Origin of the sequence: Odoribacter sp. N15.MGS-14, assembly GCF_000980245.1 — a bacterium.
In the GTDB taxonomy this organism is placed as follows: domain Bacteria; phylum Bacteroidota; class Bacteroidia; order Bacteroidales; family Marinifilaceae; genus Odoribacter; species Odoribacter splanchnicus.
On record NZ_LARE01000001.1, the window covers coordinates 110,080 to 135,733 of the forward strand.

24 protein-coding genes are annotated in these 25,654 nt (G+C 41.3%); 10 read left to right on the top strand and 14 right to left on the bottom strand.

From position 1 onward, the window contains the following. The 4 genes from WS34_RS00465 to WS34_RS00480 all read right to left on the bottom strand — a co-directional run bounded on the left by WS34_RS00465 (position 1) and on the right by WS34_RS00480 (position 5,663). On the bottom strand, positions 1-810 hold the full coding sequence (locus WS34_RS00465) for an SDR family oxidoreductase (RefSeq protein WP_046402422.1): 810 nt from the start codon (positions 808-810) through the stop codon (positions 1-3). A gap of 184 nt (positions 811-994) precedes the next feature. Beyond that, positions 995-2,167: a tetratricopeptide repeat protein gene (locus WS34_RS00470; protein WP_022160896.1), complete on the bottom strand. Its 1,173-nt coding sequence runs from the start codon at positions 2,165-2,167 to the stop codon at positions 995-997. A 57-nt stretch (positions 2,168-2,224) separates the two neighbouring features. Then, positions 2,225-4,747 (bottom strand): DNA gyrase subunit A, encoded by a 2,523-nt coding sequence (gene gyrA, locus WS34_RS00475; protein ID WP_046402425.1) that lies wholly within the window; start codon positions 4,745-4,747, stop codon positions 2,225-2,227. A 124-nt stretch (positions 4,748-4,871) separates the two neighbouring features. Then, positions 4,872-5,663 carry an MBL fold metallo-hydrolase gene (locus tag WS34_RS00480; protein WP_013611028.1) on the bottom strand — a complete coding sequence of 264 codons (792 nt, stop codon included), beginning with the start codon at positions 5,661-5,663 and terminating at the stop codon, positions 4,872-4,874. Between the two features lie 104 nt (positions 5,664-5,767). On the opposite strand from WS34_RS00480, the gene WS34_RS00485 reads away from it, so the two are divergent. Together WS34_RS00485 and WS34_RS00490 are read left to right on the top strand one after the other, a co-directional pair. Further along, positions 5,768-6,487, top strand: coding sequence for an SAM-dependent methyltransferase (locus WS34_RS00485; RefSeq protein ID WP_046402427.1), 720 nt, complete (start codon positions 5,768-5,770; stop codon positions 6,485-6,487). Positions 6,488-6,544: 57 nt separating this feature from the next. Beyond that, positions 6,545-7,606: a class I fructose-bisphosphate aldolase gene (locus WS34_RS00490; protein WP_013611026.1), complete on the top strand. Its 1,062-nt coding sequence runs from the start codon at positions 6,545-6,547 to the stop codon at positions 7,604-7,606. A gap of 142 nt (positions 7,607-7,748) precedes the next feature. On the opposite strand, the gene gpmA is transcribed toward WS34_RS00490, so the two are convergent. The 3 genes from gpmA to WS34_RS00505 form a co-directional block, all read right to left on the bottom strand. Then, complete coding sequence (gene gpmA, locus WS34_RS00495) at positions 7,749-8,495, bottom strand: 2,3-diphosphoglycerate-dependent phosphoglycerate mutase (RefSeq protein ID WP_013611025.1); 747 nt, start codon at positions 8,493-8,495, stop codon at positions 7,749-7,751. Positions 8,496-8,586: 91 nt separating this feature from the next. Beyond that, positions 8,587-9,138 (bottom strand): ferritin family protein, encoded by a 552-nt coding sequence (locus WS34_RS00500; RefSeq protein WP_013611024.1) that lies wholly within the window; start codon positions 9,136-9,138, stop codon positions 8,587-8,589. A gap of 41 nt (positions 9,139-9,179) precedes the next feature. Further along, complete coding sequence (locus tag WS34_RS00505; protein ID WP_013611023.1) at positions 9,180-9,605, bottom strand: Fur family transcriptional regulator; 426 nt, start codon at positions 9,603-9,605, stop codon at positions 9,180-9,182. A gap of 529 nt (positions 9,606-10,134) precedes the next feature. Between WS34_RS00505 and WS34_RS00515 the strand changes: the two genes are divergently transcribed. The 3 genes from WS34_RS00515 (at position 10,135) to WS34_RS00525 (ending at position 13,740) form a co-directional block, all read left to right on the top strand. Next, positions 10,135-12,264: a TonB-dependent receptor gene (locus tag WS34_RS00515; protein WP_046402432.1), complete on the top strand. Its 2,130-nt coding sequence runs from the start codon at positions 10,135-10,137 to the stop codon at positions 12,262-12,264. Between the two features lie 17 nt (positions 12,265-12,281). Further along, positions 12,282-12,971 carry a hypothetical protein gene (locus WS34_RS00520; protein ID WP_046402435.1) on the top strand — a complete coding sequence of 230 codons (690 nt, stop codon included), beginning with the start codon at positions 12,282-12,284 and terminating at the stop codon, positions 12,969-12,971. Positions 12,972-13,098: 127 nt separating this feature from the next. Further along, on the top strand, positions 13,099-13,740 hold the full coding sequence (locus tag WS34_RS00525; protein ID WP_022160889.1) for a superoxide dismutase: 642 nt from the start codon (positions 13,099-13,101) through the stop codon (positions 13,738-13,740). A gap of 58 nt (positions 13,741-13,798) precedes the next feature. Here the strand turns inward: WS34_RS00525 and WS34_RS00530 are convergent, their stop codons facing one another. From WS34_RS00530 to WS34_RS00555, 6 genes are read right to left on the bottom strand one after another with little or no spacing between them, the layout of a single operon-like run. Continuing rightward, positions 13,799-15,952, bottom strand: coding sequence for a S46 family peptidase (locus tag WS34_RS00530; RefSeq protein ID WP_022160888.1), 2,154 nt, complete (start codon positions 15,950-15,952; stop codon positions 13,799-13,801). A gap of 29 nt (positions 15,953-15,981) precedes the next feature. Then, the gene (locus tag WS34_RS00535) at positions 15,982-16,557 is read right to left on the bottom strand and encodes a Maf family nucleotide pyrophosphatase (RefSeq protein ID WP_046402437.1); all 576 of its coding nucleotides are present in this window, start codon (positions 16,555-16,557) and stop codon (positions 15,982-15,984) included. Positions 16,558-16,583: 26 nt separating this feature from the next. Further along, positions 16,584-17,537 carry a geranylgeranylglycerol-phosphate geranylgeranyltransferase gene (locus WS34_RS00540; RefSeq protein WP_022160886.1) on the bottom strand — a complete coding sequence of 318 codons (954 nt, stop codon included), beginning with the start codon at positions 17,535-17,537 and terminating at the stop codon, positions 16,584-16,586. A 38-nt stretch (positions 17,538-17,575) separates the two neighbouring features. Then, the gene (locus WS34_RS00545; RefSeq protein WP_013611016.1) at positions 17,576-18,109 is read right to left on the bottom strand and encodes a KdsC family phosphatase; all 534 of its coding nucleotides are present in this window, start codon (positions 18,107-18,109) and stop codon (positions 17,576-17,578) included. A gap of 12 nt (positions 18,110-18,121) precedes the next feature. Next, positions 18,122-18,955: a Rossmann-like and DUF2520 domain-containing protein gene (locus tag WS34_RS00550; protein WP_013611015.1), complete on the bottom strand. Its 834-nt coding sequence runs from the start codon at positions 18,953-18,955 to the stop codon at positions 18,122-18,124. After that, complete coding sequence (locus WS34_RS00555) at positions 18,945-19,436, bottom strand: hypothetical protein (protein WP_013611014.1); 492 nt, start codon at positions 19,434-19,436, stop codon at positions 18,945-18,947. The genes WS34_RS00550 and WS34_RS00555 overlap by 11 nt, the downstream gene beginning before the upstream one ends. Before the next feature lie 101 nt (positions 19,437-19,537). Between WS34_RS00555 and WS34_RS00560 the strand changes: the two genes are divergently transcribed. The 3 genes from WS34_RS00560 (at position 19,538) to buk (ending at position 22,991) form a co-directional block, all read left to right on the top strand. Beyond that, on the top strand, positions 19,538-20,323 hold the full coding sequence (locus WS34_RS00560; RefSeq protein ID WP_013611013.1) for an aminotransferase class IV: 786 nt from the start codon (positions 19,538-19,540) through the stop codon (positions 20,321-20,323). Between the two features lie 150 nt (positions 20,324-20,473). Further along, positions 20,474-21,817, top strand: coding sequence for a serine hydrolase domain-containing protein (locus WS34_RS00565; RefSeq protein ID WP_046402441.1), 1,344 nt, complete (start codon positions 20,474-20,476; stop codon positions 21,815-21,817). A gap of 103 nt (positions 21,818-21,920) precedes the next feature. Beyond that, on the top strand, positions 21,921-22,991 hold the full coding sequence (gene buk / locus WS34_RS00570) for a butyrate kinase (protein ID WP_013611011.1): 1,071 nt from the start codon (positions 21,921-21,923) through the stop codon (positions 22,989-22,991). 78 nt (positions 22,992-23,069) lie between these two features. On the opposite strand, the gene WS34_RS00575 is transcribed toward buk, so the two are convergent. Then, positions 23,070-23,837, bottom strand: a complete 768-nt coding sequence (locus tag WS34_RS00575) for a YaaA family protein (protein ID WP_022160883.1) — start codon at positions 23,835-23,837, stop codon at positions 23,070-23,072. Positions 23,838-24,080: 243 nt separating this feature from the next. Between WS34_RS00575 and rbp the strand changes: the two genes are divergently transcribed. Together rbp and WS34_RS00585 are read left to right on the top strand one after the other, a co-directional pair. After that, on the top strand, positions 24,081-24,401 hold the full coding sequence (rbp, locus tag WS34_RS00580; RefSeq protein WP_013611009.1) for an RNA-binding regulator: 321 nt from the start codon (positions 24,081-24,083) through the stop codon (positions 24,399-24,401). Between the two features lie 365 nt (positions 24,402-24,766). Then, the gene (locus WS34_RS00585; protein WP_013611008.1) at positions 24,767-25,324 is read left to right on the top strand and encodes an RNA polymerase sigma factor; all 558 of its coding nucleotides are present in this window, start codon (positions 24,767-24,769) and stop codon (positions 25,322-25,324) included. The last annotated feature ends 330 nt before the right edge of the window (positions 25,325-25,654 follow it).

The following is a 25,654-nucleotide window of genomic DNA, read 5'->3' on the forward strand; positions in this document are numbered from 1 at the left end:
TTATTTAAAAGGAGAATCCGGTTCTTTTGCCATCAGTGAATAACTGAGCCGATCCACTAAACCCGGCAACCATTTACTTAAGAATACGGCTAATTTACCTTCTACAAAAGTCATTATAATTTCTCTTTTTCTTTTTCTGATTCCTTTCACGATGATTGCAGCACATTTCTCGGCAGTCATCATTTTGTTTTCGTTCCGGGGACTTTCTCCTTGTTGCCGTCCATTGGCATTCAAAGCAGTTTTCCGTATGTTGGAAGCTGTAAAACCGGGGGCTGCCACCATCACATGAAGTCCTTTTTTCATATTTTCGATCCGGACGGTATTCAAAAATCCACGAACGGCAAATTTACTGGCCGCATAGCCTGTACGTCCCGGCAGACCTATAAATCCTGCAATAGAAATCACTCCGACCAAACTTCCTTTGGATTCCAATAAATAAGGTAAGGCATATTTCGAACAATATACGGTTCCCCAGAAATTGACATCCATTACTTTGCGGAGTACTGCCGGTTCCAGATCTTCCAACAAAGCGCGCATAGAAATTCCGGCATTGTTGATCAAAGCATCGATCCGTCCGAAACGGGCATAAGCTTGTTCGATCAATTCTTTACAAGCCAATTCTTTCGTCACATCGGTACGTACCGACAACACCTCAGCTTCTTGCTGTCTTAAATCTTGTTCGATATGAAGTAATTCCTCAATATTTCTTGCTGCTAAGACAACTTTAGCTCCTTGATGTGCCAATTCGTATGCTAAAGCTTTACCAATTCCGGACGACGCACCAGTAATAATAACGACTTTATCCCGCATAGTATGATGTGTGTTAAAACAATGTGGACAAAGATAATAATTTTTGTTGACATCTTTTTGAGCAAATATTTAAAATCTATAATAAGAATTGGGGTAAACTCCGTCTGGAATATTTGTCCTATAATTTATATTATGTTAATAATAATATTTTAAAATAAAGGGGAGTGGAAAATCCCCTTTATTTTTACTGTGCTTCGAGCTTTTGTTTTATCTCATCATATCTCTGCTGATATTCAGGTTTTTGATTTCTCAGTTTGAAATAAAGTTCTCTCAAAGTTGCCAGGGTATTTTTTTCATCCGGACTGAGTTCCAATGCTTTTTCAAAATACGGAATGACAGATTCATAAGCGATGTAAACTTTTTCCAATTCTTTATTATATTCGTTGACATCGACTATATCCTGAACTTTTTTATGGAAATTGATCGCTTCTGTCAATTTAATATTTCCCAGATTGTATTGAGCCAAAAAGTCTTTCGGATCCAATTCCAACGCTTTTACATACATTTCCTCTGCTTGTGCCGGCCGCTCGGTTTTTTCGTATAATGTACCTTTAGCCCTGTAAAAAGATGCATTTTTCGGATCTTGTTTGATAGCCGCATCCAGATAAACTTCAGCTTTTTCAGGTTCACCCCCCAATAAATAATGATTGATCAATTCCACTAACATATACGCATTATCGGGATATTGTTCGTATCCTTTGTGCAGATATTCCAGTGCTTCTTCGTTTTTGCCTTGTTGTTTCAAAACATTACTCAACATCGCATAACTTTGGGCCGGTTCGTAATTCAATTTTATAGATTCTTTCAGGAATTTTTCAGCATCGGCATATTCTTCGGCTTGCTGAGCACATAGACCGGCATTATAAATAACGGCGGTGTCGATGGAAACTTCTCCGTTTGCTGTCAGTATCGGCGAACTTTTTATTTCAAGTACTCTTTTGAAAGACGCCAAGGCCTTTTTAAAGTCTTTTGCATTGTAAAGTTCAGCAGCTCTGTTGGTGAAATCGATCGCTAAATTCCGATATTGAGTTTCCAGCTTTTTGGGATATTTTTTCTTCACATCCAATTCGATTACTTTTTGATAAGCTTCCCAGGCTTTTTCTACAGCTTCGGAATCTAATTTTTTGTAATCTGCAACAGGACTTTCATATAGGGCCTGATAAATCTGGCCTTTAGTGAAATAAGCTTTATCCCAGGCGACACAGGATTCATGTCCCATCGCTTCATCGATTAATTTTTTGGCCTGATCCAATTTACCCGAAGTCAGATAACTGATTGCCTGAGTTACTTTTCCTTTTTGTGCATACGTAAAAGTCGCACAAAAAAGTAAAATCATAATAAAGGATAATTTTCTCATAAGTATAAATTTTACATTAATTTATGTTTCTATTCCACGTATTTTACGTGATCTTGGTTACACATTTTCTTCAGACTGTCCGTTCGGCTCTGCTTCTCCCCTTTCTTCCTCGGCAACTACCTCACTATTCTCTTCATCTTTCGCGGCAGAAACTTTCGCTACGGCAGCAATCGAATCCTCATTTCTTAAGTTGATCAGTTTCACACCCTGGGTATTCCGTCCCATCACTCGCAAGGAAGAAACTTCAAGCCGGATAGTTAATCCCGAACGATTGATAATCATCAGGTTATCTTCGTCCGTTACATCGATCAACGCAATCAGATTACCTGTTTTTTCAGTCATATTGATGGTCTTGACCCCTTTACCGCCCCGGTTGGTGATCCGATAATCTTCGATCGCCGAACGTTTGCCGAAGCCATTTTCGGATACAACCAGAATATTGGCACTATTAGGCTCGACACAAACCATACCGATCGCTTCGTCGTCGTCTTCCATCCAGATTCCTCTGACTCCCGAAGCGGTACGTCCCATCGGCCGCACCTTAGACTCGGGAAAACGAATGGCTTTACCGGATTTTACGGCAATCATAATGTCATTCTCTCCATTGGTCAGCTTAGCTTCCAGCAACTGGTCGCCCTCTTTGATGGTAATGGCATTCACTCCATTCTGACGGGGACGTGAATAAGCCTCCAGCGTTGTTTTCTTAATGATACCTTTTTTGGTACACAATACGATATAATTGCTGTTGATATAGTCATAATCTTTTAAATCCAGCAGATTGATATAAGCTTTCACTTTATCGTCCGGTTCTATATTCAATAGATTCTGGATTGCCCGTCCTTTGGATTGTTTCGTACCTTCGGGTATTTCGTATACTTTCAGCCAGAAACATTTTCCCTTTTCTGTAAAGAAAAGCATGGTATTGTGCATGGTGGCCATAATCATATGTTCCAGGAAGTCTTCATCCCGTGTAGCCGAACCTTTCGATCCGACTCCTCCCCGGTTCTGCACTTTATATTCGGACAACGGAGTACGTTTAATATAACCCATATGAGAAATCGTGATCACCATTTCTTCATCTGCATAAAAATCTTCCGGATTGAATTCTTCGGAAGCATAAACGATATCTGTCCGGCGGTCGTCCCCATACTGTGCTTTCACAGCCAACAACTCGTTCTTAATAATCTCCATTCTCAGTTCTACATGGGCCAGAATGTCGTTCAAATGAGCGATCAGTTTTTCGATGTCTTCATATTCGGCTCTTAATTTATCTTGTTCCAGCCCTGTCAATTGCCCCAGACGCATAGCGACGATTGCTGCTGCTTGCTTGTCTGTCAGACTGAACGCATCCATCAAGGCAGCCTGAGCGTCCTGAGGCGTTTTTGAAGCCCGGATCAAACGAATCACTTCGTCGATGTGATCGGAAGCAATGATCAGACCTTCCAGGATATGTGCCCGTTCTTCCGCTTTTCTCAATTCGAATTGAGTACGACGAACGACCACATCGTGCCGGTGTTCTACGAAGTAACGGATGATATCTTTCAGATTGAGTAATCTCGGACGTCCGTGAACCAAAGCGACGTTATTTACTCCGAAAGAAGATTGGAGGGCGGTATGTTTCAATAAAGTATTCAATACAACATTCGAAATCGCATCTTTCTTGATATCGATAACGATACGCATTCCTTCCCGGTCGGATTCGTCATTGATATTCGAGATACCGTCGATTTTCTTTTCGTTGATCAGGTCGGCAATCCGGGAAATCAACTCTGCTTTGTTGACCATATAGGGGATTTCGTGAACGATCAACTTTTCCCTACCGTTCGGCATCACCTCTACCGAAGTTTTCGGACGAATGACGACACGTCCCCTCCCGGTCAGATAGGATTCACGTACTCCACTGTATCCGTAGATCGTTCCACCGGTAGGAAAATCCGGAGCTTTAATAATTTTGATCAGCTCTTCGATGTCGATATCGTTATTATCGATATAAGCACAAATAGCATCTATAGCGTCTTTGATGTTGTGAGGCGGCATATTGGTAGCCATACCGACGGCAATCCCCGAGGCTCCGTTCACTAATAAATAAGGTATACGGGTCGGAAGAACTGTCGGTTCTTTCAACGAACCGTCGAAGTTATCCATCATATCGACGGTATCCTTGTCGATATCGATCAACATATCTTCAGTAATTTTCGCCATACGTGCTTCCGTATAACGCATTGCAGCAGGACTATCCCCGTCTACCGAGCCGAAGTTTCCCTGACCGTCCACCAACGGATAGCGCAATGACCATTCCTGTGCCATCCGGACCATAGCCATGTACACGGAACTATCGCCGTGAGGATGATACTTACCCAACACCTCTCCTACAATTCTAGCTGACTTCTTGTATGGTTTACCCGAGGTCAATCCCAATTCATCCATACCGAACAAGACTCGTCTATGAACGGGTTTCAGACCATCACGTACATCTGGTAAAGCCCGCGAAACAATCACCGACATTGAATAGTCAATGTAAGATGATTTCATTTCCTCTTCAATGTTGATTTTAATAATTTTTTCTCCGCCGTTTTCCATCTATATTTAAATTACTGTTAATCAAAGAAATAAAAGGGAAAACCACACTGTTTTTCCCTAATTCTGTAAAAATCACACAAATGTAATAAATTCAGACATTATAAAAGAAATTTACCTCTTCTTTTTACGATCGATTTTCGAAAATCTCCCGATCAGGAATTTCAATTTCCAGGGTATCGTATGCTAATTTTACCTGAACAGGCAACTCTTTTGATACCTCTGCCGAAAGTCCCATTTGATGACCGATATGGGTCAAAAAAGCACTTTTAGGCTGGATACGGGCTATCATGGTAAGTGCTTCTTCTAAATTGAAGTGAGACATATGCAATTCCTTGCGAAGTGCATTTATTACCAGATATTCGACCCCCTTCAGCCGTTCCATGGAAGAGGCCGGGATTGTTTTTGCATCGGTGATATAAGCAAAATTACCGATCCGAAATCCCAGTACGGGCATTTTATAATGCAAAACCGGAATAGGAACCACTTGAATATCATCTATGTAAAAAGGCCGGTCGTCGATCACATGATAGTTGATTTCAGGCACACCGGGATAACGGAAAGCTGCGAAGGCATAAGAGAAATCTTTGTATACAACTTCCCGGGTTCCCTCGTTACCGTATACGTCGACAGCTCCTTGTTTCACCCAATTGAAAGCCCGCACATCATCCAAGCCACCGATATGGTCTTTATGGCCATGGGTCAGTAATATCGCCCGCAGGTCTTTCACCTGACTCCGGAGCATTTGATACCGGAAATCGGGTCCTGCATCTATAATAATTTTCTTTCCTTTTATATCCAGCATGGCAGAAGCTCTCAGCCGTTTATCATGTGGATCGGCTGAACGGCATACCGGACAATCACAAGCAATCACGGGAATACCCTGTGATGTTCCACTTCCCAGAATAGTTAATTTCATACAGTCTTAAATTGTCTCCACAAAGATAACATATATTACAAAATTGGTGTTACCTTTGAACAGATTTTAATTCCTAAAATGTCTATCGATTTCTGAATTTTAATATGGGAAAATTATTTCTGATTCCCAATACGTTGGGAGATTCAAATATCCATGGGGTGTTACCTTCCGAAGTAATCGCCCGCATTAAAAATATAAAAATATTCGCCAGCGAAAATCCCAAAAATACCCGTCGTTTCTTGAAACAGATCGATAAATCGATTGTTTTGGAGGAATTGACTTTTTTGGAATTAAACGAACATTCGGATCGCAAAGCAGTCGAAGCTTGTTTGCCTTACCTGGAGAAAGAGGATGTCGGTATTATTTCAGAGGCCGGTTGTCCGGGAATCGCAGATCCCGGAGCAGAATTGGTCGCTTTAGCCCATCGGAAAGCGATTCAAGTTGTGCCGCTGGTCGGTCCATCGTCGATTTTGTTGGCTTTAATCGCTTCGGGCTGTAACGGCCAGCATTTTTCATTTAACGGTTATCTGCCCATAAAGAGCCCCGAAAGAAATAAAGCCTTAAAAAATTTTGAACGCCAGTCACAAGCTGAAAACCGAACCCAGATTTTTATTGAAACCCCTTACCGGAATCTGAAGCTTTTTGAAGAAATGCTTCAAGTATTACATCCTCAAACTTTACTTTCGATAGCTTGTGATATTACTACTGAAAATGAATATATCAGAACAATGTCTATTCAGGATTGGAAGAAACAGAAACCGGATATCAATAAACGGCCGGCAATCTTTCTGATCTATGCTTCTGCCGGAATTAAAACCCGCTGACCGGAAACAACCTGCAAAAAATACCGTAAACCGAATATGAACTAAAATATTTCGTTTATGGAAAAATCTATCAGAATCGCCCAGATTCTTGGCGATAAGCAAGAATATTATTTAGGACATTCTTGTAAAACGATCGACAAATCACTTCTCTACACTCCAGGGCCTGATGTTATTGAAAAGGTTTGGATGAATAGCGACCGGAATCTCCCGACCCTGAATAATATGCGGAGATTGTTGATGCAGGGAAGATTGGCCAATACCGGATATGTATCCATTTTGCCGGTAGATCAGGGGGTCGAACACACGGCAGGGGCTTCTTTCGCTCCTAATCCGCTGTATTTCGATCCGGAAAACATCGTTAAACTAGCTATTGAAGGAGGATGTAATGCCGTTGTTTCTACTTTCGGAGTTTTGGGGAGTGTCGCCCGGAAGTATGCCCATAAAATACCGTTTGTAGTAAAAATCAATCACAACGAACTTCTTAGTTATCCCAATTCATATGACCAGATTTTATTCGGTCAGGTCAAAGAAGCCTGGGATATGGGAGCCATCGGAATCGGTGCGACTATTTATTTCGGTTCACCGGAAAGTCGCAGACAACTGGTCGAAATTGCGAAAATATTCGGTCAGGCGCATGAATTAGGTATGTTTACCATTTTATGGTGTTATCTGCGGAATCCGGCATTCAAAAAATTCGGTAAGGATTATCATGTTGCAGCCGATCTGACCGGGCAGGCAAATCATCTGGGCGTGAGTATAGAAGCAGATATCATAAAACAGAAACTTCCCGAGAACAACGGTGGTTTTTCTGCCTTGAATTATTCTAAATCCGATCAACGGATGTACACTGAATTAACCTCCGAACATCCGATCGATCTATGCCGCTATCAAGTGGCTAATTGTTATATGGGACGTATCGGCCTGATCAATTCGGGCGGGGAATCCCACGGGGAAAGTGACTTAAAAGAAGCTGTCATCACCGCTGTAGTCAATAAAAGAGCCGGCGGTATGGGCTTGATTTCAGGCCGAAAAGCCTTCCAAAAACCAATGGCTGAAGGAGTTCAATTATTACATGCCATACAGGATGTCTATCTGGATTCCCATATTAAACTGGCTTAAATATTAGAAATGGACAGATTTTCAATTTATAAATTCCTTGGATCCTACAGGACTGGCACTTTATTTCCGATCGGTCACACCAGCGACCGTAGAGACACGTCTATAGGGTCCAGGGAATTGAGGAACTTTAAACAAAAAAGATTCACTTTTTTTGTCCTTGTTTGGCTACTGCTTCCATCAATTTCTTAATTTCTTCGGGATCTCCCAGAAAATAGTCGTTGATCAGGCGAAGGTCATTGTCGAAATCAAAAACATAAGGTACGGCTGTAGGAAGGTTCAAACCGACGATATCCTCATCGGAAATATTTTTCAGGTATTTAATGATTCCTCTCAAGCTGTTTCCGTGCGCAGTAACCAAAATTTGATCGATATGTGTCAATGAAGGAAATATTTCTTCTTTCCAATAAGGTAAGATACGTTCGACAGTATCTTTCAAAGATTCTGTTTCAGGCAATAAGGCTGGCGGTACATCTTTATATCTGGGATCGAATCGGGGATTCCGTGGATCTTCCGGTGATAAAGCCGGGGCCGGAATATCATAACTTCGCCGCCAGATCAATACTTGTTCGTCACCGTATCGGGCAGCAGTCGTACTTTTATTGAGTCCTTGCAGAGCCCCGTAATGTTTTTCGTTCAGCCGCCAGTTTTTCTCTACCGGAATCCAATCCTGGTCTAAACGGTCGAGTACATAATTCTGTGTTTTGATGGCTCTTTTCAGATAAGAAGTATAGGCTTTGTCGAATACAAATCCCTTTTCTTTCAGTAAATCTCCGGCTTTGATGGCTTCTTGAATCCCTTTGGGAGATAAATCGACATCCGTCCAGCCGGTAAATTTATTTTCCTGATTCCACAGACTTTCTCCGTGGCGTAATAAAACGATCCTTTTCATCCTATTTCGATTTAATGTTTCTAAATCATACGATGCAAGGCCCGTCAGAGTTTTATATCCCGCAGGTAAAGCTTACCCGCGGGATGTGGGATTATTTTTTGAAATATCTGTTGTACAGACCTTCAAACCCTTTTCCATGACGGGCTTCGTCTTTACACATTTCATGAACGGTATCGTGGATAGCATCCAGGTTGAGTTTTTTAGCCAGCGTAGCGATTCTCTTCTTGTCTTCACAAGCACCGGCTTCAGCTTCCATTCTTTTTTTCAGGTTGGTCTCAGTATCCCAGACACATTCGCCGAGCAACTCACAAAATTTAGCTGCATGTTCTGCTTCTTCCCAGGCATAACGCTTGAAAGCTTCCGCCACTTCCGGATAACCTTCCCGGTCTGCCTGACGACTCATAGCCAAATACATCCCTACTTCGGTACATTCTCCAGTGAAATGAGCTTTCAGTCCTTCTAAAACTTCAGCATCTACTCCTTTAGCTACACCGATCACATGTTCGTCTGCAAAAGTTAAAGCACCTTCGGTTTCAACCAATTCTTTGAATTTACTTCTTGGAACTTTACACTGAGGACAGAATTCAGGAGCTTCTTCACCTTCATAAACATAACCACATACCGTACAGATAAACTTTTTCATAACGTCTTGATTTTATTGATTAATATAATTTAAAGGGGGTACTACCCTGCCGTTTTATTTCTACAAGCTTTACAATATCCTTTATAATAAAGATGGGTTTCCGTGACATACAAATCCCCGATCTGTTTGGTATTTAATAATCCTATTTTTTCAACCGGAATATCGAACACCCGATTACACGCACAACACTGGAAATGAGCATGACAGGAAGTATCGATGTCGAACCGAACATTTTTATCGTCGATAACCAGTGGAAGTACCGCTCCTTGCTCGGCAAACAGACGCATCGTATTGTATACCGTCGTTTTAGACAAAGTAGGTACTTGGATACACAATGCATGATATATATCGTCGGCAGTAGGATGAATACGGTTTTCCATCAGATATTCTACAATAGCTATCCGTTGCAAAGAAGGTTTAATCCCACACTTTTCCAAATAATCCCGTGCATTGATATTTGTATTCATTGTTAAATTGTAATCATTACAAATTTATAACGAATACAAAATTACAACTTTTTTATAAAAAACAAAAATTTCAATGTTTTTTAGAGGAAAAAATTAATCTGCTATTTTTACTCTATCCTTCCATTTTATTTGTAGTTTTGTAACATGTTTTTTCTGGGAATGTCAGCACACCTATTTATTTACCTGCTGGTTCCGGCCTTTTTGATCGTGTGTTTTTATTTCAGAGGCGCTGCAGGTAGTCCGGAAGTCGATCCAATACTCCCGGAAGTTGTTGTGTATCAACAAACCGGAACATCTTCTTTTGAAAAGGCTTACTTTTATCAGGTTGAAAAACAAGAACAAAAAACTTATTCCAAGGCAGAGGTATTCTGTGACTGCAAGCCGGATCTTCCGTTATTTCAATCCGTTTTTTACCTCTCTCCTGCCCTTACCCACCTGCTTTTACGGGCACCTCCTGCAACTGTTTAAACTTATTTATTCGGCTGCCCGAATTTTACCAACATCGTTTTTTAATTAAAAAAAATTCAATATGCGTTTTATTTTTTGCATTATTGGTGTATTACTATATAGTGGACTTTCTGCGCAACAAATGTCCGTTTTATCGACGGATTCCACCTACAATATAGTAAGAGAATTACAAGAAGTAGTCGTTACCGCCGAAAAGAGAGAACTGAATCCAGGTGATATTCCGACCGCTTTAACGGTCATTACCCCCCGTTCTATTCCCGGAGAGAACAATCCGGATTTACGGAATATTTCCGGAATAGTTCCTAATTTTTATATGCAGGAAGGAGGGTTAAAATTATCAACTCCCCTCTATATCCGCGGTATCGGTACTGTTTCGGGTACCCCACCTGTCGGACTTTATGTAGACGGTGTACCCGTATTCGATAAGAACGCCTTTGTCTTCGATTTATACGACATCCGGCAAATCGAAGTGCTGCGCGGACCTCAAACTACCTTGTACGGGCGTAATAGTATCAACGGTTTGATCAATATAAACACCAATCCCCCGTCGAATGTATTCGCTGCACAGGTAAAAATAGGATATTCCAGTTACCGGTCACAAAATTATAATTTAGTCCTGAACCTTCCCTGGAAACGTTTATATAATAAATTGTCTTTCTCGTACAATAAGTCTGAAGGCTATTTCAAAAATCACTATGAACAAGACCGGAAATCCAATCCTTCGGACTCCTATAATATTCGTTATCAGGGGAATGTATTTACGGAAAATAACTGGGAAATTGGTTTCGGTATAAACTTCAACCATTCCTTCGACGGAGGTTATGCCTATGCTGCGATCGATTCGCTGAAAGTACATCGCTATACGGTAAATTACAATATACCTTCTTCTTATAAGCGCGACCTGCTTTCTTCCTATCTGAATTTGAAAAAGAAATGGCAAAGACTTGCTTTTAATACGGTCACTTCTTATTCCCGGACGCAGGACAGACAGATGCTCGATGCAGATTTTACTTATCTGGATGTATTCGATAACGGTAAAAAATCCAGGCAGAACTTACTGACTCAGGAGTTCAATATCCAGTCGAATGAAAACCGGCATGTCGATTGGACTGCCGGGGCTTTCGGTTTTTATAAAGATCTGACGAATCGTTATCTGGCGACCTTTGGGAAAGACAAGGCTTATTTATTGCCCATGGCTTTGGATAACGCTAAGTACCATAATAATACGGTAACCTGGGGAATAGCCGGATACGGTCAGGTAACCCTAAAGGAAATATGGCCGGGTATGTCCCTGACGGCAGGTTTGCGGTATGATTACGAAAAATCGGAATTGAACTACCGGGATAGTTTGTTGTTCAGTGGACAACAACAATATACAAGTTACCACGATTCGAAGGAAGATAAAGGTTTTAAAGCCTGGTTGCCCAAGTTTTCACTTTTACAGAGATGGAACGATAACCTGTCTTTATATTTGAGTGTTTCTAAAGGCTATAAAGCCGGGGGCTACAACATTATCGTCAATGAGATGAGCTCACAGGTGGTCGATCTCCGCTATGATGAAGAGAAACTTTGGAATTATGAGATCGGTATGAAATATTTCAGTTCCGATTATAAATTCAATCTGAATGCTGCTCTGTTCTACATCGATTGGAAAGACCAGCAGATCTTCGTCATGGGAATGATGGGACCTGGCATAAAGAATGCCGGTGATGCTCATAGTCTGGGAGGTGAAATGGATTTGCGCTGGGAATTTTTGCCTAATCTCACTTATATACTATCGGCCGGATATAGCCATGCTGAATATTACCACAATCTGGATAAATCCCATGAAGGCAATCGGATCGTCATGGCTCCTGAGTTTACAGGCAATACGGGTTTCATTTACCAGAAAGCGGTAAAAACTTCCTGTTTTCGTTCATTTGTCGCTTCAACGACTGTGACTGGATTCGGGACACAATATTTCGATGAAGCCAATCTGCTGAAACAAAAACCATATTTTTTGTGGAATCTGGATCTTTCTATTTCGGGTAAATACGCCGATTTTAGGATATGGGGGAAGAACATACTGGATAAAGCTTTCTTTACTTATATGCTGAACAATCCTGTCGGTCAAAAATTACCGATCTACAACGATATGGGACAATCCGGAGCCCCTGCCCGCTTCGGTGCTTCTGTTACTTTTAAAATTTAATTATTAAAACTTTGAATATGAAAACATTAATCTCTTTATTCCTGATAAGCTTTGTTGCGTTTTGCACGATATCCTGTAACGACGACGATAAGGATACACCCGATCTGGCCAATAGATACGGGGCATACGAAAAACCCCATTTTGCATTCGAATATGCCAGCGATACCATTCGTATCGGCATGAAACCGTATTATGAAAAGAAAATCGCTGTGACAGAGTTTAAAGCTATGTTCAATGCCATGGCAACCGAAAAAATGGGAGCCTATTTCAAGGGAATCCAGTTTAAAGAAAATAAGCAGCTGATCATTTCAGCCCGGATGAAAGAGGGTGACGTGTACAATCTCCCCGGAACCTACGAGTTATCGGGTAATTATTTGCAGATTACTTTAGACAAAGAGGTCATGGCGCATCTGATGGGAGATAAAGCGGCCAATATTCCTGCTATCAGTTTCAAGTACGATATCCGGGGAAAACAGATGACGATGTATTTCGATAAAGTTTACCTTCAGGTGATTTATTCCATGATGGAAAATCAGATTGCCGCTATGATCGTCGATATGATGGAAATAGATTTCAGCCAGATGCCGGAAGGCATGGAAGCCATGATTATGAAAGAGGTAAAAAATCAGCTGGGAGAAATTTTGACACAAATCCGTAAAATAGAAATCGGCTTTGTACTTATGTTGGATAAGTTGGATTATGCATAACAGAGGATTACAAATACAAAAAAAACGGTTGAAATACTCATTCAACCGTTTTTTTTTATTACTTTAGAAACATTGAATTTTATCGTTACGTATTAATACTAATATCAACTATCAAATCTTATTTATTATGAATACAGAATCTTGTCATTGCGGTTTGCTTTCATGCAAAGAAGTTAACACCAGAGATAAAGACAATAAGTTTACCCTTCAACCTCTGCCCTACGCAGAAAATAGTCTGGAACCATACATCAGCGAAAAGACGGTCAAATTCCATTATGGTAAACATTTGGCTGCTTATATCGACAATACCAACAAATTGAAGGCCGGAACTCAATTCGACGATCAGCCGATCCATGAGATCATCAAGAAAGCGTCCGGCGGTTTATTCAATAATGCAGCTCAGGTTTTTAATCATTATTTTTATTTCGAAGCCCTGCACCATTCCGGAGCACAGGCTCCCCGAGGCAAATTAAGCAATCTGCTGGAAAAGAATTTCGGCAGTTTCGAGGATTTCAAGGAAAAATTCACCCAAGCCGGAACGGCTCTCTTCGGATCAGGCTGGGTATGGTTGGTACAGGAAGATGATAAATTAGAGATTTGGCCGGCTCCGAATGCCGAAAATCCATTGAAAAACGGTAAATATCCCTTGTTGACCATGGATGTCTGGGAGCATGCTTACTACCTCGACACACAAAATGCAAGAGCAAAATACATTGAAAATTTCTGGCAAATAGTCAACTGGGAAGTTGTAGAGAAAAGAGTAAAATAAAAAACAGAACTAAAAAAACGCTCATCTGCCCCAAAGCTTAGACAGATGAGCGTTTTTTTTAATCGGTAACAATGACCATCTCGTCGATCAGATGACTGGCTCCGGCTAATTTATCGATGATAAAAAGGACATAGCGGATATCCACCGAAATGTTCCGGCATATTTCAGCGTCATATTGCATATCCGACATCACGCCATCCCAAGCCCGGTCGAAGTTCAGACCGATCAAATGGCCTTCGGCATTTAAAACCGGACTACCGGAATTTCCACCGGTAGTATGATTGGTGGCTATAAAACAAACCGGAATTTCTCCGTTTTGGGTATAATTTCCGAAATCTTGATTCTGATAAATCTCTCTCAACCGTTGCGGAACATTATAATCATAGATTTCAGGATTATCTTTTTCCATAATCCCATTTAAAGTCGTATAATGTTTGTAATAAACCGCATCACATGGCGAATAGCCCTGTACTTTTCCGTAAGCGACCCTCAGCGTAGAGTTGGCGTCTGCATAAAAGGTTTTATCCGGCTGCATTTCCATCAAACCGGCAAGCCAAATTTGATTTAAGCGGGTAATTTCTTTTTCTATTTTAGCTAATTCGGGAAATATATTTTGCGCATAAAAAGTATTCATCGAAAGCGATAGACGGTAAGCCGGATCTTTCTCTAACTTTTTATAGGTATCCGGAGTAGCTTGCGCGATGAGTTTCATCGTATTTTCCTGATCTGCAAGTATAGATTTAGAGAAAAGCGTCTGTACATAAGCTTCGATGCCTTTTTTCCGGTTAGCCAGTTGTACCTCTTCTGGAATCCAGTCCGGAGTCAGGTTCTGATTATAAAGCCGCAACATCTCCACCAGGATTTTCTGATCGGTAGCTGCATCATAATCCTTATAAAACTCCTCAGCTCCTGCTTTCAGTTGCTCTTTGGCTTCCTCTAGCTTTTCGGCAGAAACGTTCAGTTTTTTATAAATATCGGCTGCCCAGCCAACGATCTCGGCACCTCGTTTACCGGCTTCATTAAGATAAGAAGCGGCCAGTATCAGGTCTTTTCTCTTCTGATAGAGTTCCTTGTACTGATTCAGTAAGCTATTGTATTCTTTTTTATCTGCAGCCCATTGTAGAAATTCTTTTTCCTGCTGTTGTTTCAAGGCAATCGTATTGAATCTTTTCAGCCCTTTGGTTTCTCCCTGCCACTTTTTCCAGGCATTCGCAACACTGGCAGCTTTGGAAGCATATTTGATCCGCAGCAATTCATCCGATTCCATGGCGTCGTTGATGATATTCAATTTTGCCGTACGGATAGCTATCTTATGCGGATTTTCTATGTTCTGAAGCTGTTCTATCGCATAAGAAGTCAGGTATTCATTAGTAGTCCCGGGATATCCGAAAACCATCGTAAAATCTCCTTCCTGTATCCCTTTATTGGAAATTTTGAAGAAAGTCGCCGGACGGTAGGGTTTGTTGTCGGCCGAATAAGCCGCAGGTTCATTATTCGCATCGGCATAGATACGCAATACCGAAAAATCTCCGGTATGTCTCGGCCACATCCAGTTGTCGGTATCTCCTCCGAATTTACCGATAGCCGATGGTGGTGCGCCTACTAAACGAACGTCTTTGTAAATTTTAAATACCGACATAAAATATTGATTCCCATTAAAATATGGCTTAATATTCGCCATTAGGTTAGTCCCTTTGACTGCTTCTGCTTCCAATTGTTTACAAATGGAGGTAATCTTTGCATTCTTTTCTTGTTCGGTCATTTCCGGAGATAATTGTGCCTTCACTTTTTCAGTCACATCCTCCATGCGGACTAAAATAGAAGCTGTCACTCCCGGATTAGCCAATTCCTCTGCTTTGGTCTTAGCCCAAAAACCATCTCTCAGGTAGTTGTGTTCCAAACTACTGTGGTTCTGAATCATGTCGAAGGAACAATGGTGATTGGTTACTACCAGTCCTTCGTTGCTGATGATTTCACCGGTACAAAAATGAAAAAAAGGCTGCCCTTCCCGGCCCAGACCGATAACGGCATCTTTTAAAGAGGCTTTATTAATATCGTAAATATCTTCTGCGGTCAGTTTGAACCCCTCTTTTTGCATGTCTTCGATATTGTATTTCTTCAACAACATGGGAATCCACATGCCTTCGTCGGCATAACAACCTATCCAGCTCATCCATAAAGCCAGAACTAAAAACAGAGCTTTTTTCTTCATAGATTTGGTTTTATTGTTTATAATTTATGTTATGATTTCTTCGGAAAACGTCTCAAAGCTTCGTACAGTTGTTGAACCGGTAGTCCCATGACATTATAAAAAGAACCTTCTATTCTTTCAATCCCGATGTAACCGATCCATTCCTGTATTCCATAAGCACCTGCCTTATCGAAAGGTTTATAGGTATCTACATAACAGATAATTTCCTGATCCGACAAAGTTTTGAAATAGACGTCCGTATAGGCAGAAAAGGAACGGTGTTCCTGAAGCGTGGTCAGACACACTCCGGTGACAACCTGATGTTTTCTTCCCGATAATCGATGTAGCATTTCGATTGCATGTTCCCGGTTTTCAGGCTTGCCGAGTATCTTCGCATCCAAGCAGACCACGGTATCGGCTGTAATCAATAACTCACCTTCTTTCAGTTCCCCGTCGAACGCTTTGGCTTTCAAACCAGCCAGATATTCCGGAACCTCCTCTACGGCCAATCCCTCAGGCCAGATTTCTTCCGTATGTTTTAGTCTTACTTCAAACTTAAATCCGGCATCACACATCAACTGATGCCGTCTTGGAGAAGCCGAAGCCAATATTAATTTATATTCCATAGATCTTATTTTTATTATCCGATCGTTCAATCTGCAAAAATAAGGAAAAAGAAATGTCTTAAAAATACACTGACACCCAAACACAATACCATAATCAGACGAATCAGCCACAATTGGAAGCGTCTTTTCCGCTTACCGCTCAAGATGGAGATGATATATATCCCATAAGGAAGCAACAAAGCGAAGATGATGTAAATCAGTATGGCTAAAGAAGCTGAGAATTCGACGAAATAGGCCAGCACAGCCGAAATCATAGCTACACCTGCTAAAGCGGTAATAATTCCTTCTGCCGCCCTGATTCCCAACTTTACAGGAATGGTATGATTCCCGTTTTCCCGGTCTCCTTCTACCGTGTATATATCCTTATTGATCTCATACATCAAAGTATTCAAAAAGATAAACCAGGCGAATCCAAATACCCAATCGAACATGTATAAAAAATTCGTTCCGGTTTCGATGAGGAGTTCTGCATAAGCCATATTCAATAACGGAATTTCGTAAACGATAGCACTGATTGGAATCAAAGAAGCCAGTATACCCACCAACAAATTTCCCGTCAAAAAATATTTCTTGTAAGTAGAAGAATAGAACCAAAGGATTCCGGATACCAACAGGAACAGGATTCCGATTTTCCAGACTCCCACGGCAAATCCCAGATAAAAGGCGATAGAAACGGCAAACAGGTTAAGTACAGTATGTAACGATATGGCCACTCTCCGGCTAATGCTTTTTCCTACAACGACCTTTTTAATTCCTGAAATCCGATCGCTTTTGGTATCGAAATAATCGTTGATCACATAAGCCCCCGATATCAGACAGCATACGGCAACAACGAGCAGAAAAAACGCCCACCCGGTCATTTGTAAAGCCAATCCATTGATATCCAGCATCGGCCGAATGACCAGATAACGCATGGCATACATCGTCAGAGCTGCAAAAGCAATGGTACGAATCCGTATTAACCGAAGTATCTCATACATACTTACTTATTATTATATAAATAAACTTTTTCTTCAATTTACATGCTTTTTACATAACAGTTGGTATCCATCCAATCTCCCTTCGCTTTCAGCACCTGGGAAATAACATCTCTTACACATCCGTCTCCTCCGGTGATATCAGAAATATACCTGGCAACCGATTTGATTTCCTCGCAAGCATCCAGCGGGCAAACCGGTAATCCGACTTGGGTCATCACTTTATAATCCGGAATGTCGTCGCCCATATACATAATGGCTTCTTTGTCCAGCGAATAACGTTGTTCGATTTCTGCTAAAGCCTCTGTTTTATTAGCGACTTTGAGATAAATATCCTCCGGTCTGACTCCTAATTTCTCCAAACGTTCGCGTACGCCCGGTGCCCCACCTCCCGAAATAACGGCAATGATATACCCTTTCCGGATAGCGTACATAATGGCATATCCGTCTTTCGTGCAGGAAGTTCTTATCAATTCTCCGTCCGGTGTGAGATTTTGGGATTGATGTGACAATACTCCGTCGACATCGAATACAAAAGCCCGTATTTTTTTAAGTTCGTCTTTAAAAAATTTCATTTTCTATTTTGATTACCACAAAGTTAACATTAAAGGTTTATTATCGCTCTCCGCTTTCTGTTCGGCAGACTTCAATACGGAAGCACGGATAGAATCAGAAAGTTGGGTATACAAATTTAATAATTTCCGGTTATCTTTCAGCATCGCCTTATGCATACCCAGGATCGACTCATCTCCCCGGCGGGCAGGACCTGTCTGGGCATTTTCGGGAGTCATCAGCATGACTTTGTGAGCCGTTTCAAAAATCAAAGGGCGTAATAAACTGAAATCCAATCCTTCCTGTTCCAAAATCTGCCCGGCAATACCGTATAAATGATTGACGAAATTATTGGCAAAGACTGCAGCCAAGTGCAAAGTTTTCCTTTTCTCTGAAGAAATTTCCTCTACTCTCACCGACAAGAGTCTTGTCAATCCCCGGAGCACTTCCAGAACCTCCGGATTCGAAGCCTCGATACACAAGGGGATCTCTTTAAAATCCAGATCCCTCTTTTTGGTAAAAGTCTGTAAAGGATACAAAACTCCGTAATAAGTGACATAGGGCTTAAAAATATCCATGGGCAAACTGCCGGACGTATGCAGGATTATAGCCTCTTTATTGATCCGGATACTCTTGAACAGTGAGAGTAATGCATCGTCACTTACACAAAAAATATAAATATCCCCATCCGGATAGATACCGAAAAGATCAGCAGTATAAGTAATACCGGTTTTCCTGCCTAATTCCCGGGCCGATTCGATACTCCGGCTATAAATCTGACACAAATTCAACCCTGCTTTCAATAAGGCAGGAGCTAAATGATGAGCGACATTCCCTGCTCCGATCAATATGATCCGTTTATCCTTCATTCTCAAATGCTATATTTTTCGGTTTTATCCGGCCTTCCTTCAAATGATTCACCAAACGCCGGCAAGCCTGACAAATATCCTGATAAAACACGTCGGCTATTAAAACTAATTTTCCTCCGGAATACTGTAAATGCTGATAACGACCGGCAGGATCTGCATGGTTTAAAAGCAACAAATCCCCTCCTGGAATAAATGTATGTGTCATTTGGTTGCGCAATTTATCATATAAATAAAGCTTATCGTTCAACAAACGATATCTTCCTCCGAACAACCGGTTTACACTATTTGAAAACCGACGGGAAGACTGTCCTTTCGCTTTCATCGGTTTATTGTCCAGAAAGCCGCCCAATACCTCGATCGCCTGTCCCATCAATACAAATGGCATATAAGAAATTTCTATTTCCTGCATTTTACCCAGCTCCCGGATAATCACCTCTTCCAGGAACAGCTCGATCTGTTGTATTTGTAAGCTATTCTCCATAAATGTGCCCAAAATTACGCCAAATTATTGAGAAACGGAAATAGGTATTTTGTATCTTTGTAAAAACTTATAAGAATAAACGATTTGAATATTGTAAAGCCATGATTTTACAGAATAACCTTGTTACATCAGAGGCCGGATTTTCAGAAAAAATATTTGAAAAGGGCCTGAGCATATACGAAGTGATCCGGATTTTTAAAGGGAATCCCATCTTCTTAAAAGATAATCTCTTAAGATTGGATAATTCACTAAAAAAATCAAACATCGATATTCATGTGGAAGATTTAAACCTACCGGATAAATTGCAGCATTTTATCCGGCTGGAAAACATGACCGAAGGTAATCTGAAATACGTACTGCATTTTACATCGGGCAAACCGGATGAATATATTTTCCAAATTCCGCATGCTTATCCCACTTCCGAAGATTATAAACAAGGAGTTCCGACCCTGACTTATTCCGCCATGCGTGAAAATCCCGGTGTAAAATACATCAATACGGATTTACGGACACGTACGAACCGACTGATAAAACAAAAACAGGTGTACGAGGTCTTATTGGTCGATAAAGAAGGATATATCACAGAAGGTTCCCGTTCCAATGTGTTCTTTATCGGGGACAATGTCATCTTTACTGCCCCTTTAGAGTATGTTCTTCCCGGCACAAGCCGGAAAAGAGTATTCGATATTTGCCATAAACATCGGTTTCCGATCATTGAAAAGCGTATTCCTGTCTCTGAATTAGCCCGGTATGATGCTGCTTTTCTGTCCGGGACTTCTCCTCTAATTTTGCCAATCAACCGAATCGATGAGCTTCGTTTCGATCCCGGATTACCATTATTACAAGAACTGATGAAATATTATTTCAGATTGCTTGAAGAGTGTTAAAGCCACTTTTAGGTAATATTAAGAAGTTTTTATTCCCCAAAAGTTTTATAAAAGTCATCTTTTTTATAATATTGCAAAATAATGGTATTAAAACTCGTTCGATGAGCATCTTGTGTATGAGATCCGCTCATTACAACATTAAAATAAGTAATGAAATATATTATATTGATACTGGTCGCCGGACTGATTATTTTTGTAAAGCCCTGGAGAATGAGTCTGGAAGAGAGTATATTTTCCCCGGCTGAAGATACGACCTTGTTATCTTCAACCCTTTCCTCCGATTCGCTTATGCTTTTCCCTGCAAATCAAGTTATTAATAACAATGACTCTGAATTGGACATCACCTTGAAATTCGATCGGATAATCCGAAAATTTATGCAAAAATGGGAAATTAAGGGAGCTTCTTTTGCTTTGATGAAGGACGATCGTTTGATTTATAGTAAAGGATATGGCTTTGCCGATGAAGAAGAAAACGTCCCCATGGATGTCATGCATGTTTTCCGGATAGCTTCTATCTCCAAGTTAATTACTGCCGTGGCTATCATGAAGTTGCAGGAAGAAGGTAAACTGACTTTACAGGATCGGGTTTTCGGTCCCGAGGGAATTTTAAACGATACCATTTTTTCAGATATAAAAGACCCCCGTACGACTAAAATCACCGTCGAAAATTTATTACGTCATCAGGGAGGATTTTCCATTGCCTATGGTGACCCCATGTTTTGTCCGGTTGAGATTGCCAGGAAAATGCAGGTACCTCCTCCTGCCGATCTGAATACGATGATACGATTCGTGCTTTCCCGAAGATTGGGATTTACTCCCGGTTCCGGAGCCCGCTATTCCAATATCGGTTACGGCATCTTATCTAAAGTAATAGAAAAGGTCTCGGGTGAAGATTACGAACTTTATGTAAAAAGACATATCTTGCGTCCTGCCGGTTGTTTCGACATGCATTTAGGTAAAAATCTGTATGATGATAAATTGCCTAATGAGGTAAAATATTATGAAGTTTCCAATGCAGAACAGATTCAGGCTTGTGATGGAAGCGGAAAATTGGTTGCACGTAGTAACGGTGGCAATAATATTGAAGAACTCTACGGTGCAGGTGGTTGGGTCGCTTCTCCAGCCGAACTTTTACGTTTCCTGGCAGTCATCGATAAAGATCCGGGTATCCCCGATCTGCTGAGTGATGCGTCGATCGACTACATGACCCAGGAAGTTCCCAGTGCCTACCCCATCGGTTGGATAGAGACGACTAGCCGGGGAGAATGGTTTCGTAGCGGTACATTAGCAGGTACCAGTGCATTGATGAAAAAGCAAAAAGACGGTTATTCGTGGGTATTCCTGACCAACACCAGCAGCTGGAAGGGCTCGCGTTTCCCTCATTACATCGACAATGCGGTAAGACAAGCTATGGCTTCTGTCCATTCATGGCCCGAACGCGATTTGTTTGAAATGCAACGATTCGATCATGAAAAACTTCTGGTTATTCGCTAATATCCTAAAATTAATATAAAATTGCTGCTTTTCTTTGAGTTTTGATTTCATTTTACAACTTTTGTAGTAAAATAATTAATAATCTAAACTCAACAGTGAAAGTATGTCATTTCAAATTTTAACCATCAATCCGGGATCGACCTCTACAAAAATTGCGATTTTTGAAGATGAAAAAGAGATCTTTTCCAAAACACTCCGTCATACAGCCGAGGAACTGAGTCCTTATGCAACCGTCGCTTCACAATTCCAATTCCGGAAGAATATCATTTTATCCGAATTGCAGCAAGCAGGTTGGGACATTCACGGCTTTCATGCAATCGTTGGCAGAGGCGGTTTAGTTAAACCGATCGAATCGGGAATCTATGAGGTAAATGATGCCTTGGCTCATGATCTGGAGTATCCGGTAATGGGAGAGCATGCTTCGAATCTGGGAGGATTGATCGCCCGGGATATCGTACGTGAAATGCATAACGGAACTAAAGCCTATATCGCAGACCCGGTTGTTGTGGATGAACTGGATCCGATCGCCCGGCTTTCCGGTCACCCTGCCCTTTCCAGGGTATCTATTTTCCATGCTTTGAATCAGAAAGTCATTGCACGAACCTATGCACGGGAAGTCGGGAAAAAATACGAAGAAATGAACCTGATCGTCGCCCATATGGGAGGTGGAGTCTCGGTCGGTGCACATTGTTGCGGACGTGTCGTCGATGTCAATAATGCCCTGGACGGAGACGGTCCCTTCTCCCCTGAACGCTCGGGAGGTCTTCCGACAGGTGCTTTGGTCGAATTGTGTTTTAGTGGAAAATCAAAGGCCGAAGTCAAGAAAATGCTGAAAGGGAACGGCGGAGTCGTTGCTTATTTGGGAACGAACGATATGCGGCTGGTGGAAGAGAAAGCACCGGTAGATGCAGAATATGGTATGATTCAGGATGCCATGTGTTACCAGATCGGGAAAGAAATCGGAGCTATGGCAGCTGTGTTGAAAGGGAAAGTTGATGCTATTTTACTGACCGGAGGTATTGCTTATGGCAAACCCATCACCGATTATATTACCCGTATGGTCGGCTTTATCGCCCCCGTGAAGGTTTATCCGGGAGAGGATGAAATGCGGGCTTTGGCTATGAATGGCCTGATGGTGTTACGCGGAGAAATGCAGGCAAAAACTTACGCCTGATTTTAGTTCCGATTTTAGGTTTTAAATAACTGCTAAGCTTCGATAGCCGTTTGTTTAAAATCTAAAATCGGCTTTTTCTTATCTGGCTCGGGTAAAAATATATCTTTCTGTATCCGAGATCTCTTTATTAAACTGAAATCCCTCCCACTCGAACCGGATTATTTCTTCCGGAGTTTCGAGACGATGAAGCAAAATATAACGGGTCATCGCTCCCCTGGCTTGTTTGGCATAAGTACGAATCGTTTCATATTTTCCATTCCGCCATTCCTGAAATTCCGGAGTTATCACTCTCACTTGTGCCCGGAGTTCTTTCTCATCGAAAGCTCCCCATACATCCAAACTGGCCAGATTGATCAATATTCCATCCGAACGCTTCACATCGCCGATCAGGGGAGCTGTTAGTTTGGGAAGCCAATATTCATACAAATTTTTCAGGTTCAGCCCTTTCAATTTTAACGTATATGCAAGCCGGTAAGCTTTTATCAGATCCAACGGGCGGAGTAAACCATACAGCACAGAAACAATCCGCAGGTGGTCCTGAATGTAGCCGAGATCGGCCACTGGAATCGTGTCGGTTTGCATGGTTTTGAACACACTCCCGTTATAGGCAAAAAGGGCTTGTTTCATTGGCGTGTCCGCCTGATCGAATTTTTGATAACGGTTGTAATTTTCCTCTGCCAGAGATTTGCTGACTTTCAGTAATTTCTGCAATTCTTCAACACCATATTGTTGCATTTTTCCAACCAACAGATCGGCATCTTGCTGAAATAAAGGCCAAGTAAACGGATAAGTATCTCCCAAAGTTTTCATATCCATAGTTTTGGCCGGCGAAAGGATAATGAGCATAAATTTCGATTTTAACTAACAAAAAATTTCCAATAAATTCATATTGGGTAAAGTTATGGATTTTTCACGGATAATAATTCGTTGTATTTAAAATAATAGCTTATCTTTGCGAGGTATTTGAGAATTGAATCAGTTTGTATTTAAAGCGACTTGCCTTCATGTATAATGTATCGTTAAGTAGACTTTCCTTCAGCTATCAACCTCATTTCGAATTTATTTTTAATTATTAAAGTTTTATACTTAATGAACATTTACATTTCAAATTTAAGTTATGCCGTAAATGATGGCGACTTAAAAGATTTATTTGGGGAATATGGAGAAATTTCCTCTGCAAAGGTAATTACTGATCGTGAAACCGGTAGATCACGTGGCTTTGGTTTCGTAGAAATGGCTGACGATGCACAAGGACAAAAAGCTATCGACGAACTGAATCAGGCTGAATATGATGGAAAAGTAATCAACGTAACTGTAGCTCGTCCTAGAACAGAACGTCCTGCAGGAAATCGTGGCGGTTTCCACCGTAACAACAACTTCAACGGTGAACGCAAAGAAAGAAGATACTAAAGTTGTGGAGGCTGTCTCATTCGAGTTCAGCCTCTTTTTTCAACTCATAAATAGTCTTTGCTTTTATTTTCATATTTGTCGTTTTCATTTTTTTTCTATCCTGTTTAAATTCTGTTTCCACTTTTTTTATATCACAAAGCTCGGAGCTTTTAGCTCCCTCATTACTTTGAAGGTTTCTGATCCGATGGGTTTGGCTTTGATTTCCCCGAAAGCTACATAAACCGAAATAAATTCTCCGGACAAAGAGGATGAGACCGATTATCGTTGGAAGTATCAGTTTTAAAAATTATCTTTGTTTTCGAGGATATTCCTAAAAATGTGAAATTTCAGAGATATCAGAGACAGGTTTTAGCTAATTTTACTTCATGATCCAACATGCTTCGATAGACGACAGTACTCTTTTCGAACGTATTACCCGGCATGATGCCGAGGCTTTCGGAATCGTTATGCGGCGTTATGCAGGTGCACTCTATGCTTTTGCATTCAGGATCGTGGGAGATACGTTGGCTGCCGAAGATATTGTACAGGAAGTATTTATCAACCTTTGGGAAAAAAGACGGAAACTATCCCCCGGCCCATCCCTACGTAATTTTCTGTATCTCGCCGTTCGTAATCTATCCCTGAACCACCTTCGGATGCAGAAAAACCATCTTGCCCAAACCAATGCTTATCTGTTTGAACAAAAGGCAGGGCTTTGGGTGATAGAAGAAGAAAGATACCGGCTGCTTTCTGAGGCGATCAAACAACTTCCTCCACGTACAGCCACCGTAATCGGCTATTCCTGCGACGGCTTGTCGCAAGAAGAAATCGCCCGTAAGATGGGAATTACAGTTGCAACCGTAAAATTGCTGAAATCACACGGTATTCAAAAATTGAAAAAGATCCTCGGGCCTTTATCTTTTTTACTTGTGATGATGAAGTAGTTTTTTGGGGCAAGGCCAGAAAAAGTCCGGCTTCCCCCATCAGGAGCTTGCGAAGTGACACGAAGCAGGAAGGAAGTAACGCAGCCCGGTATTTTAAAGTTTATAAATTCTGTAGCCCCTGCGGTACCTTCTTAACGGAACCTCCGATCCCGATCGGCCATACCAATGGCTGTAAAAAAGCATCCGCAGGGTTCAGGAACTTTATAAACCTCTCTATTCCCACCCTTCATTTTGTCGCCATCCCATGTTTTCAGCTTCTTGAGGATTGAAAGGTAAAGCCCAACGGGGATCATCGGGAGTGATAACCAATTCGGTTACGGAATTCGGGTC

Bases quoted from the DNA above. Each gene is read 5' to 3' on its own strand.
- WS34_RS00500 (WP_013611024.1), bottom strand. From the start codon at position 9,138: ATGAAAAAGTTTATCTGTACGGTATGTGGTTATGTTTATGAAGGTGAA.
- rbp (WP_013611009.1), top strand. From the start codon at position 24,081: ATGAACATTTACATTTCAAATTTAAGTTATGCCGTAAATGATGGCGAC.
- WS34_RS00585 (WP_013611008.1), top strand. From the start codon at position 24,767: ATGATCCAACATGCTTCGATAGACGACAGTACTCTTTTCGAACGTATT.
- WS34_RS00480 (WP_013611028.1), bottom strand. From the start codon at position 5,663: ATGAAATTAACTATTCTGGGAAGTGGAACATCACAGGGTATTCCCGTG.
- WS34_RS00485 (WP_046402427.1), top strand. From the start codon at position 5,768: ATGGGAAAATTATTTCTGATTCCCAATACGTTGGGAGATTCAAATATC.
- WS34_RS00550 (WP_013611015.1), bottom strand. From the start codon at position 18,955: ATGAAGGATAAACGGATCATATTGATCGGAGCAGGGAATGTCGCTCAT.
- WS34_RS00465 (WP_046402422.1), bottom strand. From the start codon at position 810: ATGCGGGATAAAGTCGTTATTATTACTGGTGCGTCGTCCGGAATTGGT.
- WS34_RS00520 (WP_046402435.1), top strand. From the start codon at position 12,282: ATGAAAACATTAATCTCTTTATTCCTGATAAGCTTTGTTGCGTTTTGC.
- gyrA (WP_046402425.1), bottom strand. From the start codon at position 4,747: ATGGAAAACGGCGGAGAAAAAATTATTAAAATCAACATTGAAGAGGAA.
- WS34_RS00565 (WP_046402441.1), top strand. From the start codon at position 20,474: ATGAAATATATTATATTGATACTGGTCGCCGGACTGATTATTTTTGTA.
- WS34_RS00540 (WP_022160886.1), bottom strand. From the start codon at position 17,537: ATGTATGAGATACTTCGGTTAATACGGATTCGTACCATTGCTTTTGCA.
- gpmA (WP_013611025.1), bottom strand. From the start codon at position 8,495: ATGAAAAGGATCGTTTTATTACGCCACGGAGAAAGTCTGTGGAATCAG.
- WS34_RS00530 (WP_022160888.1), bottom strand. From the start codon at position 15,952: ATGAAGAAAAAAGCTCTGTTTTTAGTTCTGGCTTTATGGATGAGCTGG.
- WS34_RS00545 (WP_013611016.1), bottom strand. From the start codon at position 18,109: ATGAAATTTTTTAAAGACGAACTTAAAAAAATACGGGCTTTTGTATTC.
- WS34_RS00515 (WP_046402432.1), top strand. From the start codon at position 10,135: ATGCGTTTTATTTTTTGCATTATTGGTGTATTACTATATAGTGGACTT.
- buk (WP_013611011.1), top strand. From the start codon at position 21,921: ATGTCATTTCAAATTTTAACCATCAATCCGGGATCGACCTCTACAAAA.
- WS34_RS00560 (WP_013611013.1), top strand. From the start codon at position 19,538: ATGATTTTACAGAATAACCTTGTTACATCAGAGGCCGGATTTTCAGAA.
- WS34_RS00575 (WP_022160883.1), bottom strand. From the start codon at position 23,837: ATGCTCATTATCCTTTCGCCGGCCAAAACTATGGATATGAAAACTTTG.
- WS34_RS00535 (WP_046402437.1), bottom strand. From the start codon at position 16,557: ATGGAATATAAATTAATATTGGCTTCGGCTTCTCCAAGACGGCATCAG.
- WS34_RS00555 (WP_013611014.1), bottom strand. From the start codon at position 19,436: ATGGAGAATAGCTTACAAATACAACAGATCGAGCTGTTCCTGGAAGAG.
- WS34_RS00490 (WP_013611026.1), top strand. From the start codon at position 6,545: ATGGAAAAATCTATCAGAATCGCCCAGATTCTTGGCGATAAGCAAGAA.
- WS34_RS00505 (WP_013611023.1), bottom strand. From the start codon at position 9,605: ATGAATACAAATATCAATGCACGGGATTATTTGGAAAAGTGTGGGATT.
- WS34_RS00525 (WP_022160889.1), top strand. From the start codon at position 13,099: ATGAATACAGAATCTTGTCATTGCGGTTTGCTTTCATGCAAAGAAGTT.
- WS34_RS00470 (WP_022160896.1), bottom strand. From the start codon at position 2,167: ATGAGAAAATTATCCTTTATTATGATTTTACTTTTTTGTGCGACTTTT.